We start from the raw sequence: 12,803 nt of genomic DNA on the forward strand, positions 1-12,803 counted from the left end.
CGAGACCCGATTGCAACCGCCGCGCCCGCAAAGCTGTCCGTACCCTTTGCACAACACCGGACGGCGGCGCAGTTTCGACTGGAATCCCACGCGCCCACAGGCGATCACTCCGGGGAGACATCGGGGAGGCCGCGTTATTTCGGAGTTGTGGGAGGGCATCAGGCAGGCACTCATGCTGCTGATCACGCTGGATGGCGATCTACTGGAGATCGCGCTGCGCTCCCTGCGGGTGACGCTGACGGCACTGGTCATTGCGGGCCTCATCGCCCTGCCCCTCGCCGCCCTCCTGGCCGTCCGGCGGTTCCGATGGCGGCGGGCGGTGATCGCAATCCTGAACGCGATGATGAGCCTGCCGCCCGTAGTCGTCGGGCTCGTGGTCTACGTGATCCTGTCGCGCTCGGGACCGCTCGGTGCGCTTGGCCTGCTGTTCACGCCCGGCGCGATGATCATCGCTCAGGTGATCATCATCGTGCCCCTCATTGCCAGTATCGCCCACCAGTCCTTGCGCGATCTGTGGAGCGAGTATCACGACCTGCTGATTTCGATGAACGTGACCCAGACGCAGAAAATGGCGACGCTACTGTGGGACGCGCGGCGCGCGCTGCTGACCGCGATGCTGGCGGGCTTTGGCCGGGCCATCGGTGAGGTCGGCGCGATCATGATCGTCGGCGGCAATATCGAGCACGCGACCCGTGTCCTGACCACCGCCATCGCGCTGGAGACGGGCAAGGGCGATTTCGCCCTCGCGCTGGCACTTGGCTTTGTACTGATCGCACTGGCGGTGACGATCAACTTCGCCATCCACGCCCTGACACGGACCGAGCGGGAGGCGCGCTGGTGAGTGCTATCCTGCCCCTCCGCCTCTCTGGCGCCGAGGCTCGCCGCCGGGGCAAGCGGCTGGTCGGCCCTGTCGATCTGACCCTCAACAGCCCCGGCGCCACCGTGGTGATTGGGCCCAACGGCGCTGGCAAGACGACCCTGCTGCGGCTCATGCATGGCACCGAACGGCTGGCCGGGGGCGAGATTTCCTGGGCGCGCCCTCTGGCGGAGGTGCGCCATGAGATCGCCTTTGTCTTTCAGACACCGGTGGTCCTGCGCCGCTCCGTTCTCGACAATATCGCCTACCCGCTGCGCCTGCGGGGTCAGTCCCGCAAAAACGCCCGGGCCGAGGCGCTGGACTGGGCCGGTCGCGTGGGTCTGGGCGGAATGCCCGACCGCCAAGCCACCGTGCTGAGCGGCGGCGAACGGCAAAAGCTGGCGCTGGCCCGTGCCCTGATCACCCGCCCGGAGGTGCTGTTCCTCGACGAGCCGACTGCCGCGCTGGATGGCCGGTCCACCCGCGAGATCGAAACGATCCTGACCGAGGCCAGCATCGCAGGGACACGTCTGATCCTGTCGACACACGACATGGGACAGGCCCGCAGGCTCGCCACCGAGGTCGTGTTCCTGCTCCATGGACGGGTACACGAGACCGCGGCGGCCCTGGCCTTTTTCGACGCGCCCGGCACACCCGAGGCTGCGGCATTTCTCAGAGGAGATATCATTGAATGATCGCCCGCCTGCTGTTCTCCCTGCTCGTGAGCCTGACAGCCCTGCCCGCGCTGGCCGCCGAGACTCTGCGCCTCGCGGTGACCACGTCTTTTCACAATTCAGGTCTGGCAGAAGTCCTCTTGCCCGAGATCCGCGAAGATCTGGATCTGGAGGTGCAACTCCTCGTCGTGGGCACCGGTCAGGCGATCAGGCTCGGCGAAGCAGGGGATGTGGACGCGATCCTCGTCCATTCCCGGGCAGCCGAAGACGCCTTTGTGGCCGAGGGCTATAGCACCCACCGGCGGGAGATCATGTATAACGATTTTGTCCTGATCGGCCCCGGCGAGGACCCCGCAGGAATCGGAACCGCCAAGAATGCGGCGGAAGCTCTGGCCCGGATCGCGGAGGCCAAAGCACCTTTCATTAGTCGCGGCGATGACAGCGGCACCCACAAAAAGGAACAGGCGCTCTGGGCCGAGGCCGGCATGGATGCCGGTGATCTCGGCGCGTGGTACAAACCCGTGGGCGCGGGCATGGGCGCGGCGCTGAACACCGCGTCGGGGCTGGGTGCCTACATCCTGTCGGACCGCGCAAGCTGGCTGAATTTCGGCAATAAAGGCGATCTGGCGTTGCTCTTTTCCGGCGACCCGGTGCTGTTCAACCAGTATGCCTACCTGCCCGTGAACCCCGAACACCACCCCCATGTCAAAGAGGACGCGGCCATGGCGCTGGAGGGCTGGCTGACCTCCGACCGAGCGAAGGTGCTCATCGACGGCTACGAGATCGAAGGCGAACAGCTCTTCACCTTCAACGCCGAGTAAGCCTCACTCGTCGAGGCTGCCATGCACAGCCACCATATCGAGCTCAGCCCCGCGCGGGGAGATATATCGGTAGCTCTCGCGCACCCCGGCCTCGGTCAGTTCGCGCGCGACAGTCAGAAGCGTGTTCGGCTCGTGATCGTCGCAGAGCGCCTGCATTTGTCGCAGTTCTTCTTCGGCGACCGGTCGGGCGGCTTCAGGCGACGGCGCGCCGTACCAGGTGACGAAATGCCGGGCCAGAAGATCGGTCAGCTCTTCCAATTCCGACGGCTCCAATACCGTAACCGCCACAAAGGTCACCCGCCCCCCGGTTTCCAGCCCCAGCCAGCCGTTGGCAAAGGCCTGCCGCGCTTTGCCAACCAGTTCAGCCTCACCCCAGTTGGAGAACTCGAACCCGCCGGAGATGCACCATTCCCCAGTGCGCGCAGGTGACGCGTAGACCCGCTGGTCGCTTTCGTCGAAATGGATCGCCCGGGCGAGTTTCATGGTGCGTCCTCCAACAGATCGGTCAACGGGATCAGGCGGGTATCCGGCCCCTGTTTCAGGAGCAGTCCGAACCGCTCATCCACACCGAGATAGGTGCCAGTTTGCCCCGAAACGCTCAGCGGGTCTCCAGACCCATGGGTTAGCCCCGCCCATTCGGTGTGCAGCGCCCGCGCGCCCTCGGGGTCTTCCCAGCGGGTGATCCACCACAGCGTATGCCGGGCCCAGGCGGAGACGAGATCAGCGGGTGCAATATCGCCGCAGCCTTCGGCCCAGAGAGTCGTCCGCTCCGGCGTGAGACCCGGCGCGTCGGTCTGCGGCCGCAGATCAAGGTGCAGACCAACCACGAGCCAGTCGGGCTCGACGTTTGGATCCGCGGTTGAGGCGGTAAGGTTCAACCCTCCACAGATCCCGCCATTCAGCCGCACAGCACCCGACCAGTCGAGATGCACCGCGACCTCAGGCGGGGCCAGCGCGCCGAGCGCATTTTGCAAGCCGACGGCGCAGAGCGGTAGCATCGCCGCCGCCTCGGCCAGCGGGACCTCCGGGGCCAGAACCAGCGCAGCCTCCAGCAGGTCGCCATCCGAGCACGCCGTCACCATCCCGGCTTCGCATCCCTCTGCGGCCCGGGCCAGCGCATGGCCCCGGGCGCTGGCCTCTGCCGCCTCGCTCCAGAGGAGCGGCGGCAGATCGAGGGGACCCAGCGGGATCACGCCGCGCCGCGCGCCACCAGCGCCGCCGCGATGTCCTGATAGGCCTTCGCCTGCCGGCTGTCGGGGGCCGAGACCACCACCGGCACACCCCCATCGGAAGCCAGCCGGATCTTCAGGTCAAGGGGGACTTCGGCGAGGAGCGGCACGCCCAGCTTTTCTGCCTCCGCCGCTACGCCACCATGGCCGAAGATATGCTCTTCATGGCCGCAATTGGAGCAGACGTGGGTGCTCATATTCTCCACCAGCCCGAGGAGAGGAACGTTCAGTTTATCGAACATGTCGATCCCCTTGCGCGCGTCCAGCAGCGCCACGTCCTGCGGGGTCGAGACGACGATGGCGCCGTCAACCTGCGCCTTCTGGCTCAACGTCATCTGCACGTCACCGGTCCCCGGCGGCAGGTCCACGATCAGCACATCCAGCGCCCTCCATTGCACTTGCATCATCATCTGCTGCAGCGCACCCATGAGCATCGGCCCACGCCAGATCACCGCCTGATCCTCGTTCACCATCAGGCCGATGGACATCATGGTGACGCCGTGGTTGCGCATGGGCAGGATGGTCTTGCCATCGGGGGATGCGGGACGCCCGGTGACACCCATCATCCGGGGCTGCGACGGCCCGTAGACATCGGCATCGAGGAGCCCCACCTTCCGCCCCTGTTGCGCCAGCGCGCAGGCCAGATTGGCCGAGAGGGTGGATTTGCCCACACCGCCCTTGCCCGAGGCGACCGCGATGATCCGCGCCACGCCGGGAATTTTCTCCGGGCCCTTGGGCTCAGCCGCACGTTTGGGTTTCAGATCCGGGGGCGCGGCGTTGCTGTGACCGGTCAGGACCACGGACACGCCCGAGATCCCCTCGACGGCCCCTGCCGCTGCCTCGGCCTGCGCCTGCACCGGCCCGTAGGCTTCGGCCTGCGCCGGGTCGATCTCCATGACAAAGCGCACCTTGCCCTCTTCGACCTGCAAGGCCCGCACGGTGCCCGCCGAGACGATATCGAACCCATCGGGCCCCTTGACGGATTTCAGCGCCTCAATGACGGCTTCACGGCTCATGGTTTACTCCTGTCCGCTGATCTCGCCGGACACTTCATGCCGGAGATCTAGCTCTTCGATGGTGATGACCGCCTTGGCTAGATAGCGTTTGCCGCCCGTCTCAGCCCCTCGCATGGCCTCCTCGATGGCCTGCTGGGAGGTGACGCCCACCTGTTTGAGGAATTTGCGCATGGACATGTTGAAATCGTCACTCATGGGAGGGTCTCCTTGCCTGAGCCTCTGTGCACCGCTGTGTACGGCGTTTGCCCCGATATAGGCTGTCCGGAGGCGGAGCGGAACCGCCCCCGGTCTCTCAATGATCGCGGCGTTTTGACAGGTAATCGGCGGTGGTGCGGGGCTTTGGCCGCTCGCCGAGCTTATCGGGATCGTCGCGGGACAGAATCTCGGCGCTGACACGACAGGTGTCGCACATCTGGATCATCCTGAGCCGCTCACCCTGAAAAGCCCCGTGGCTGCTGAGCTTTTCAGTGATCCGCTCGATGGTCGAGCGCACCCCGAACTCCGCACCACATTCGATGCAGGCAAAGGGCTCCTCGGCATGCAGCACCCGTTGGCCGAGCGCCGCCTGAGACAGGTCCAGCCGCGGCTCCAGCGTGATAGCGTTTTCGGGGCAGATCGTCGCGCAGAGACCACATTGCAGACACGCATCCTCCTGAAAGCGCAACTCGGGCCGGTCGGGATTATCGCCCAGCGCCCCGGACGGGCACAGCGCCGCGCAGGACAGGCAAAGCGTGCAGGCATCGGTGTCCACCAGTACAGCCCCATAGGGCGCGCCTTCGGGAAGGGGCAGAACCGTGTCCTCAGGGTGCAGCGCCCGCGCGCCCTGCCGGGTGATCTGACGGCGGCTGCCCAATGGGCGCACCGGCTCCTTGACCGGGTCCGGGGCGCCATGCCGCAGGTCATCGCAAAGCGCTTCGGGATCGGTGGTGCTGATTACCCGCACCCGATCCGCGCCGGCGATGGCGGCGGCCAGCTCCGCCTGAGCCGTCAGGGCGTCCAGATCCACAGCAGGTCCCGGCAGCCAGTCCACGCTGGCAAACCCCGCCGCCACCGCCGCCACCGCTTCGGCATGACCAAAGGCCCCGAGGGAGACCATGTCCAGCGGGATCACGTCAGCGGGCAGGCCTTTGAAGTGCCGCGCTGCGAGGCGGATCATCTCGGCCCCATGGGCGTCATGGACAAGCAGACGCGGCGCGGTGCCCCCGGCGGCGAGGCAGCTCCTCGCCAGCGTCTGAACCCGGAGCATAGTGTGATCCACCGGTGGCGCGTCGAAGCTCACGGCACCCGAGGGACAGACCGCCGAGCACACTCCGCAACCTGCGCAGATATGGGGATCGATGGTCACATGATCCCCCGCAGGCAGGATCGCGCCGGTCGGGCAAAGATCGAGGCAGCGCGTGCAGCCCGTCTGTTCAGCCCGCGCATGGGCGCAGAGGAGCGGCTCGGTTCTGACATGCAGCGTCTTCTCGAACGTTCCCGTCATGTGCGACGCGGCCAGTACCGCGGCCGCCACAGCCTCGGGACGGGCGGGATCGGCGCGCAGGTAGCCGTCGCGCTTTTCATGGGCCGGGAAAAGCGGCGTTCCCCCGGTCAGATCGAGGATCACATCGCACTCGGACCGCCCGCCATCGCGCGGGTTGCTCCAGCCAAGTGCCCCACGACCGCCGGGGATCACCTGCCTCAGCGCATCGATCCGAACCTCGAATCGCCCCAGAGCGCCTGTCGCACCGTGCAGCCGCCCGGCCACCACGTCGAAATCCCGGCTTTCGGGAATCTCGGAGGGAGCGTCGAGGAGAACTGTGACGCCCAGATGGTCCTTCAGCGCCTCCGCCGCAGAAAGCGCCACCTCCGGCGCGCCGAGGATCAGGCACAGACCTTCGCTCTCTACATCGATGGTCTTCTCTACCGGCGCGGGCAGCAGCGCCTCAGCCATCAGCGCGGCCATCTTCGGCGTCGCATCCGCGCCATCGCCCCACCCGGCCCTGTCGCGCAGATCCACCGTGGCCGGGGCCGGGGCGCCGATCTCCTCGGCCAGATCCTCGAAAGCACGGCGCTCCTGCGCGCAGCAAATCACCGCATCGCCCTGCTCCAGCGCCTTGGCGGCGATCCCGATCTGGTCGGTACAAAGGGCAGAACACGGCGGGCGGACAGTCTCACCCGTGGCAGCGCCGAGGCGGTCCGCATCGATTGTCTGCGTTCCTGCGCAGTCGCACGTCACCCAAATTCGCGCCATAATTCCCCCCGTTTGCCGCGCCGGTCAGCCCGGCTCGCCGGAGCCTAAGCGCGATCCCACCGGAGGCTCAATCGATTTTGGACCGGCGCGACCTAAAGACGACGAGCGAAAAGGGGCATTAGACAACTTCCAGAGCGCGATGCCACCCTACGCACACCTCTGGGCTGCAAAAACGTCGCGATAGCTCGCCAGAGACTTGCCAAGCGCTATAATTCCCCATCAAGATGTAAGCGGAAAGCAAAACGGATACCTTATCGAGGATCGATCAACGGTCTCGCCGCGTATCCCGGGAGGAGGAGGAACGTGTACCGCAACCCAGCTCGCTATGGGTCCATGCCGGTGGGCATTCTGGTCCGCCGCAAACCCGGTGTGACCCGTTGGGCCACTCAGGTCTGGCAGGCTGTCGGCATTTTGCCAGGCGCAGGTGACGCGAGCTGGCGCGAACTGCGACGGGACGGAGATGTGATCGACTTCCACGCGGCGACGCTCACACTGGAGCTGCATGGGGCCGATACAGAAGCCTACGCCATGGCGCTCTGTGAGACGGTGCCGAGTTTGTTTTGTGTGCTGCGCATCAGTACCCCCAACGCCGCGCCTGAGCCGGTTCTCGTGACAGCATCTCCCTACGAAGCGCAGGATTACGCGGATAACGGCGATGACATCGTGGAGAAGCTCCCGATGCCGGACAGCGTGATTGCCTGGGTCAGGGATTTCATCGCCACACACCACGCCGAAGAGCCCTTCGTCAAACGCCGCCGGGACCGATTGCGGACCGATGCACGGCAGGACGGGTTAGGCGACCCGCGTGTGGCCAAGGCCAGCGATGTCTACGCCTCACCCGGTCTGCAAAAGGCGCGGCTCGGATGACGGCGACCCGCACAGATTTCTGGTCGCGCCGCAAGAGCGCTGTCGCCGCGGAAGAGCGCGCAGTGTCCGCCGAGGAGTCGGCGCAGCGCGATCAGCATGCGCAGGCCGCGCTGGACGCTGAACCGGATGCGGAGATCCTCGCGCGGCTGGAATTGCCCGAACCTGAAGCGCTTGATAGCGCCGAAGCGATTCGCGGTTTTTTGGCGCATCCCTTGCCCCAACGGTTGAAGCAACGCGCGATCCGGCGGCTTTGGCGGTTGAACCCGGCGCAGTTCCGGCCCGATGGCTTGTTGGATTACGCGGACGATTACACCGATGCCGCGACCGTGATGCCCGCCTTGCAGACCGCCTACGAGGTCGGTCGGGGCATGTTCAAACGGATCGAAGCGCTGGAGGCAGAGCGCGCCGAGCGCGTCGAGACTGCGCAGGATGCGCCACCGGAGGATCTCCCCTCCGAGGTTGCGCCGGAACAGGCAGAGCCGGTTGTGGTCGCCCAATTCGCGGCCCCGGACGCTGACGCAGCGACGCCCCCGCCCCGGCGGATGCGGTTCCACTTCGATGATCCGACAGGAGCGCCCGCATGACCGCGATGCCTCAACACGCTATTGATGACGTGGATCGCGCCCGTGCGGATCTCTACAATTTTCTGGGGCTGTTGCTCGCGCGTCCGGCGGATCAGATGCTGATCGATCAGACAGCGGGCCTGACGGGCGATGACACCGAGATCGGTGCGGCCATCGCAGCCCTGACCGCCGAGGCGCGCAAAACCACCCCGGCGAAGGTGGAACGCGAGTTCACCGCGCTGTTTATCGGGCTTGGACGGGGCGAGCTGCTGCCTTTTGCAAGCTACTATCTCACTGGTTTTTTGCACGAAAAGCCGCTGGCGCTGGTGCGGCAGGACATGGCGCGGCTCGGACTTGCGCGGGCCGACACGGTGTTCGAACCCGAGGACAGCATCGCCAGCCTTATGGAGTCGATGGGCGCGATGATCGTGGGTCGCTTTGGACCGCCTGCGACACTATCGGAGCAGAAAGAGTTCTTTGCCCGGCACATCGCCCCATGGGCGGGTCACTTCTTTGCCGATCTCGAAGAGGCCAAGACCGCGCAGTTCTATGCGCCAGTCGGTCGTCTCGGGCGGCTGTTTGTGGCGATTGAGGCGGAGGGGTTCCGCCTTGATGGGCAGGACAAAAATGGCGGGGCGTGAGACCCGCAGGGAACCGGACGGCTCGGCCGTCCTTGACAGGAACGAAGGGAGACCCTCGGAATGACGGAAAAAGACAGCACCAACCGGCGTAATTTTCTGAAATTGGCGGGCAGCGCGGCCCCTGCGGCGGCTCTTGTGGCTGCAACCGCCGGAACCGAGGCCGAGGCCTCTGAGACGGAGACCGACCACTACAACGCGCGTCTTCAGGACACGGCGCAGACCCGCGCCTATTACAAAGCGGCGCGCTTCTGAGTCCCTGATGAGGGGTGTTCAAAGCGGAGCCATGACAAACCGGGCGCGCGATTTCGGTCGCAGGCAGGGAGGAACAGACGGATGCTGAGGAAAAAGACGAACGGAACGAGCCGGCGGCGGCAGCGGGGAAGCATCCTCGCCGATGTCGGGCGGGCTTCGGTGGATCGGCGGGCTTTCCTGCGCGGCTCGGGGCTGGCCATTGGCGGGCTCTCGGCTATCGCAGCAACGGGCGGCACGGTCACGCAAGCCAAGGCAGAAGCCCACGCAATGGGCAATGTGGAGACGAAGAAATCGGTCTGCACCCATTGCTCTGTGGGCTGCACGGTGATGGCAGAAGTTTCCAACGGCGTCTGGATCGGTCAGGAACCCGGCTGGGACAGCCCGTTCAACCTCGGTGCCCACTGCGCCAAAGGTGCCGCGGTCCGCGAGATCACTAAAGGTGAGCGGCGGCTGAAATACCCGATGAAGATGGAAGGCGGCGAGTGGAAACGCATTTCCTGGGAGCAGGCGATCAACGAGATCGGCGACCAGATGATGAAGATCCGCGACGAGAGCGGCCCGGACAGCGTCTACTGGCTCGGCTCCGCCAAGCATAACAACGAGCAGGCCTACCTGTTCCGCAAGTTCGCCGCCTATTGGGGGACGAACAACGTCGACCATCAGGCGCGGATCTGTCACTCGACGACCGTGGCCGGTGTGGCGAATACATGGGGCTACGGCGCCATGACCAACAGCTACAACGACATCCATAACAGCCGTGCGATCTTCATCATCGGAGGTAACCCCGCCGAGGCGCACCCCGTCTCGCTCCAGCACCTGCTGAAGGCCAAGGAAGAGAACAACGCGCCGCTCATCGTCTGCGACCCGCGCTTTACCCGCACAGCCGCCCATGCGGATGAGTATGTCCGCCTGCGGCCCGGCTCGGACGTGGCGCTGGTTTGGGGCATCCTGTGGCATATCTTTGAAAATGGCTGGGAGGATGAGGAGTTCATCCGCACCCGCGTCTGGGGCATGGACCAAATCCGCCCCGAAGTTGCCAAGTGGACCCCGGAAGAGGTTGAACGCGTCACCGGCGTGCCCGGCAGCCAGCTGGAGCGGGTGGCCCGCACGCTGGCCAATAACCGCCCCGGCACCGTGATCTGGTGCATGGGCGGCACCCAGCACACCACCGGCAACAACAACACCCGCGCCTATTGCATCCTGCAGTTGGCTCTTGGGAATATGGGTGTTGCCGGCGGCGGCACGAACATCTTCCGTGGCCATGACAACGTGCAAGGCGCGACCGATCTGGGCGTTCTGTCCCACACCCTGCCCGGCTATTATGGCCTCGCGGATGGCGCCTGGGCCCACTGGGCGCGGGTCTGGGGCGAGGAAAAGGACTGGCTGGACGGTCGTTTCGCCAAGATCACCGGCGATGATGGCAAGGAGAAGTCGCTCCAGAACGAGAACGGCATTCCCGTCTCGCGCTGGATCGACGGCGTCCTCGAAGATCCCGCCAACATGGACAACCCGGACAAGGTGCGGGGCATGGTTTTGTGGGGCCACGCGCCCAACTCGCAGACCCGTGGTCGCGAGATGAAGCAAGCCATGGAGATGCTCGACCTGATGGTCGTGATCGACCCCCATCCCACCGTTTCGGCGGTGATGCAGGACCGGACGGACAACCTGTACCTTCTGCCCGCCTGTACACAGTTCGAAACGACGGGTTCTGTGACCGCCTCCAATCGCTCGATTCAGTGGCGCGAGCAAGTGGTGGACCCGATCTTCGAGAGCAAGCCCGATCACGAGATCATCGGCCATTTCGCGAAGAAATTTGGCTTCCACGACCGGCTGTTCCGCAACATCGAGCTTGAGGACGACGGCATCACACCGGTGGTCGAGGACATCACCCGCGAGTTCAATCGCGGCATGTGGACCGTCGGCTACACGGGCCAGAGCCCTGAGCGTCTGAAGATGCACATGGAAAACCAGCATACCTTCGACCGCACGACCCTGCGGGCAAATGGTGGTCCGGCGGATGGTGAATTTTACGGTCTGCCATGGCCCTGCTGGGGCACGCCCGAGATGAAGCATACGGGCTCCGCCAATCTCTACGACATCAACACGCCGGTGGCGAAGGGCGGCCTGCCCTTCCGCGCGCGGTTTGGTGTGGAACGGGAGGGTGAGAACCTGCTGGCCGAAGGCGTCTCGAACCCCGGCGCGGAAATTCAGGACGGTTATCCCGAATTCACCATGCAGATGCTCATGGATCTGGGCTGGGACGGCGATCTGACCGACGAGGAACGTCAGGCGATTGACGCCGTCGCCGGGCCGAACACCAACTGGAAAACCGACCTGTCGGGCGGCATCCAGCGGGTGGCTATCAAGCATGGCTGCGCCCCCTACGGCAACGCCAAGGCTCGCTGCGTCGTCTGGACCTTCCCCGATCCGGTGCCTGTCCACCGTGAGCCGCTCTACACGGACCGGCGCGATCTGGTGGCGGATTATCCGACCTATGACGACCGGAAATTCTACCGCCTGCCGACGCTCTACAAATCGATCCAGGACAAGGATTTCAGCCAGGATTACCCAATCATCCTCACCTCCGGCCGTCTGGTCGAATATGAGGGCGGCGGGGACGAAACGCGCTCGAACCCGTGGCTGGCAGAGCTCCAGCAGGACATGTTCGTCGAGATCAACCCGCGCGACGCCAATAATATCGGTGTTCGGGATGGCGCGCAGGTCTGGGTCGAAGGTCCCGAGGGCGGCAAGGTCAAAGTCATGGCCATGGTGACCGAGCGGGTGGGCGAAGGCGTGGCCTTCATGCCCTTCCATTTCGGCGGCCATTTCGAGGGTGAGGACCGGCGGGGCAAATACCCCGAAGGCGCCGACCCCTACGTGCTGGGCGAAAGCACCAACACAGCACAGACCTATGGCTATGACAGCGTCACGCAAATGCAGGAGACCAAAGCGACTCTCTGCAAGATCATGCCGGCGTAAGGAGGAAAGACGATGGCAAGAGCAAAGTTTCTCTGCGACGCCGAACGCTGCATCGAGTGCAATGCCTGCGTGACGGCCTGTAAGAACGAGCACGAGATCCCGTGGGGCATCAATCGCCGCCGGGTCGTGACCATTCAGGACGGCAAACCGGGTGAACGCTCGATCTCGGTGGCCTGCATGCACTGTTCGGACGCGCCCTGTATGGCGGTCTGTCCGGTGGACTGCTTCTACCAGACCGAGGATGGCATCGTTCACCACTCCAAGGACCTGTGCATCGGCTGCGGCTATTGCTTCTACGCCTGCCCCTTTGGCGCGCCGCAATATCCGCAGGCCGGCAATTTCGGCTCTCGCGGCAAGATGGACAAATGCACCTTCTGCGCGGGCGGCCCCGAGGAGAACAACTCCGAGGCTGAGTTCCAGAAATACGGACGCAACCGTCTGGCCGAGGGCAAGCTTCCGATCTGCGCCGAGATGTGCTCGACCAAGGCGCTGCTCGCGGGTGACGGGGACGAAGTCTCCGACATCTACCGCGAGCGTGTGGTGGCGCGCGGCTTTGGCTCGGGCGCCTGGGGTTGGGGCACCGCCTATGAGCGCAAAGGCGGCTGACGCCTTCTAAATCCGGGACGGGGGCGCGGGTTTGCGCCCTCTTTCGTCTTTTCTGTGGGAGGGTCG

The 12,803-nt window shown here is 65.1% G+C and carries 14 protein-coding genes; 9 read left to right on the top strand and 5 right to left on the bottom strand.

Annotation, left to right across the window (positions count from 1 at the left end; genetic code table 11):
* Positions 1-136: 136 nt before the first annotated feature.
* Genes FEV53_RS02245 through FEV53_RS02255 form a run of 3 tightly spaced genes read left to right on the top strand, consistent with a single transcriptional unit; the run spans position 137 to position 2,351 of the window.
* Complete coding sequence (locus FEV53_RS02245; protein WP_142833315.1) at positions 137-841, top strand: ABC transporter permease; 705 nt, start codon at positions 137-139, stop codon at positions 839-841.
* Positions 838-1,551 (top strand): ATP-binding cassette domain-containing protein, encoded by a 714-nt coding sequence (locus FEV53_RS02250; protein WP_142833197.1) that lies wholly within the window; start codon positions 838-840, stop codon positions 1,549-1,551. The genes FEV53_RS02245 and FEV53_RS02250 overlap by 4 nt, the downstream gene beginning before the upstream one ends.
* A complete protein-coding gene (locus FEV53_RS02255; protein WP_142833198.1) occupies positions 1,548-2,351 on the top strand; it encodes an ABC transporter substrate-binding protein in 804 nt (267 codons plus the stop codon). The genes FEV53_RS02250 and FEV53_RS02255 overlap by 4 nt, the downstream gene beginning before the upstream one ends.
* Before the next feature lie 3 nt (positions 2,352-2,354).
* On the opposite strand, the gene FEV53_RS02260 is transcribed toward FEV53_RS02255, so the two are convergent.
* The 5 genes from FEV53_RS02260 to FEV53_RS02280 form a co-directional block, all read right to left on the bottom strand.
* Complete coding sequence (locus FEV53_RS02260) at positions 2,355-2,834, bottom strand: DUF6505 family protein (RefSeq protein ID WP_142833199.1); 480 nt, start codon at positions 2,832-2,834, stop codon at positions 2,355-2,357.
* The gene (locus FEV53_RS02265; protein ID WP_142833200.1) at positions 2,831-3,544 is read right to left on the bottom strand and encodes a biotin/lipoate--protein ligase family protein; all 714 of its coding nucleotides are present in this window, start codon (positions 3,542-3,544) and stop codon (positions 2,831-2,833) included. Before FEV53_RS02265 ends, FEV53_RS02260 begins: the two co-directional genes overlap by 4 nt.
* A complete protein-coding gene (locus FEV53_RS02270) occupies positions 3,541-4,596 on the bottom strand; it encodes an Mrp/NBP35 family ATP-binding protein (RefSeq protein ID WP_142833201.1) in 1,056 nt (351 codons plus the stop codon). Before FEV53_RS02270 ends, FEV53_RS02265 begins: the two co-directional genes overlap by 4 nt.
* 3 nt (positions 4,597-4,599) lie before the next feature.
* Positions 4,600-4,791, bottom strand: coding sequence for a DUF6494 family protein (locus FEV53_RS02275; protein WP_142833202.1), 192 nt, complete (start codon positions 4,789-4,791; stop codon positions 4,600-4,602).
* A gap of 97 nt (positions 4,792-4,888) precedes the next feature.
* Positions 4,889-6,829, bottom strand: a complete 1,941-nt coding sequence (locus FEV53_RS02280; RefSeq protein ID WP_142833203.1) for a 4Fe-4S binding protein — start codon at positions 6,827-6,829, stop codon at positions 4,889-4,891.
* A 303-nt stretch (positions 6,830-7,132) separates the two neighbouring features.
* Here FEV53_RS02280 and FEV53_RS02285 point away from each other — a divergent pair, with 303 nt between their 5' ends.
* The 6 genes from FEV53_RS02285 to fdh3B all read left to right on the top strand — a co-directional run bounded on the left by FEV53_RS02285 (position 7,133) and on the right by fdh3B (position 12,737).
* Positions 7,133-7,696, top strand: a complete 564-nt coding sequence (locus tag FEV53_RS02285; protein WP_342778258.1) for a DUF3305 domain-containing protein — start codon at positions 7,133-7,135, stop codon at positions 7,694-7,696.
* Positions 7,693-8,280: a DUF3306 domain-containing protein gene (locus FEV53_RS02290; RefSeq protein ID WP_142833204.1), complete on the top strand. Its 588-nt coding sequence runs from the start codon at positions 7,693-7,695 to the stop codon at positions 8,278-8,280. The genes FEV53_RS02285 and FEV53_RS02290 overlap by 4 nt, the downstream gene beginning before the upstream one ends.
* The gene (locus FEV53_RS02295; protein ID WP_142833205.1) at positions 8,277-8,900 is read left to right on the top strand and encodes a TorD/DmsD family molecular chaperone; all 624 of its coding nucleotides are present in this window, start codon (positions 8,277-8,279) and stop codon (positions 8,898-8,900) included. The genes FEV53_RS02290 and FEV53_RS02295 overlap by 4 nt, the downstream gene beginning before the upstream one ends.
* A 60-nt stretch (positions 8,901-8,960) precedes the next feature.
* The gene (locus FEV53_RS02300; RefSeq protein ID WP_142833206.1) at positions 8,961-9,152 is read left to right on the top strand and encodes a twin-arginine translocation signal domain-containing protein; all 192 of its coding nucleotides are present in this window, start codon (positions 8,961-8,963) and stop codon (positions 9,150-9,152) included.
* 81 nt (positions 9,153-9,233) lie between these two features.
* Positions 9,234-12,131, top strand: a complete 2,898-nt coding sequence (locus FEV53_RS02305; RefSeq protein ID WP_142833207.1) for a formate dehydrogenase subunit alpha — start codon at positions 9,234-9,236, stop codon at positions 12,129-12,131.
* A 12-nt stretch (positions 12,132-12,143) separates the two neighbouring features.
* Positions 12,144-12,737, top strand: coding sequence for a formate dehydrogenase FDH3 subunit beta (gene fdh3B / locus FEV53_RS02310; RefSeq protein WP_142833208.1), 594 nt, complete (start codon positions 12,144-12,146; stop codon positions 12,735-12,737).
* Positions 12,738-12,803 lie beyond the last annotated feature (66 nt).

Origin of the sequence: Palleronia caenipelagi (assembly GCF_007004065.1) — a bacterium.
Lineage (GTDB): Bacteria > Pseudomonadota > Alphaproteobacteria > Rhodobacterales > Rhodobacteraceae > Palleronia > Palleronia caenipelagi.

Coding starts and splice junctions, on each gene's coding strand:
- FEV53_RS02275 (WP_142833202.1), bottom strand. CDS start 4,791: ATGAGTGACGATTTCAACATGTCCATGCGCAAATTCCTCAAACAGGTG.
- FEV53_RS02300 (WP_142833206.1), top strand. CDS start 8,961: ATGACGGAAAAAGACAGCACCAACCGGCGTAATTTTCTGAAATTGGCG.
- FEV53_RS02305 (WP_142833207.1), top strand. CDS start 9,234: ATGCTGAGGAAAAAGACGAACGGAACGAGCCGGCGGCGGCAGCGGGGA.
- fdh3B (WP_142833208.1), top strand. CDS start 12,144: ATGGCAAGAGCAAAGTTTCTCTGCGACGCCGAACGCTGCATCGAGTGC.
- FEV53_RS02255 (WP_142833198.1), top strand. CDS start 1,548: ATGATCGCCCGCCTGCTGTTCTCCCTGCTCGTGAGCCTGACAGCCCTG.
- FEV53_RS02270 (WP_142833201.1), bottom strand. CDS start 4,596: ATGAGCCGTGAAGCCGTCATTGAGGCGCTGAAATCCGTCAAGGGGCCC.
- FEV53_RS02290 (WP_142833204.1), top strand. CDS start 7,693: ATGACGGCGACCCGCACAGATTTCTGGTCGCGCCGCAAGAGCGCTGTC.
- FEV53_RS02280 (WP_142833203.1), bottom strand. CDS start 6,829: ATGGCGCGAATTTGGGTGACGTGCGACTGCGCAGGAACGCAGACAATC.
- FEV53_RS02260 (WP_142833199.1), bottom strand. CDS start 2,834: ATGAAACTCGCCCGGGCGATCCATTTCGACGAAAGCGACCAGCGGGTC.
- FEV53_RS02295 (WP_142833205.1), top strand. CDS start 8,277: ATGACCGCGATGCCTCAACACGCTATTGATGACGTGGATCGCGCCCGT.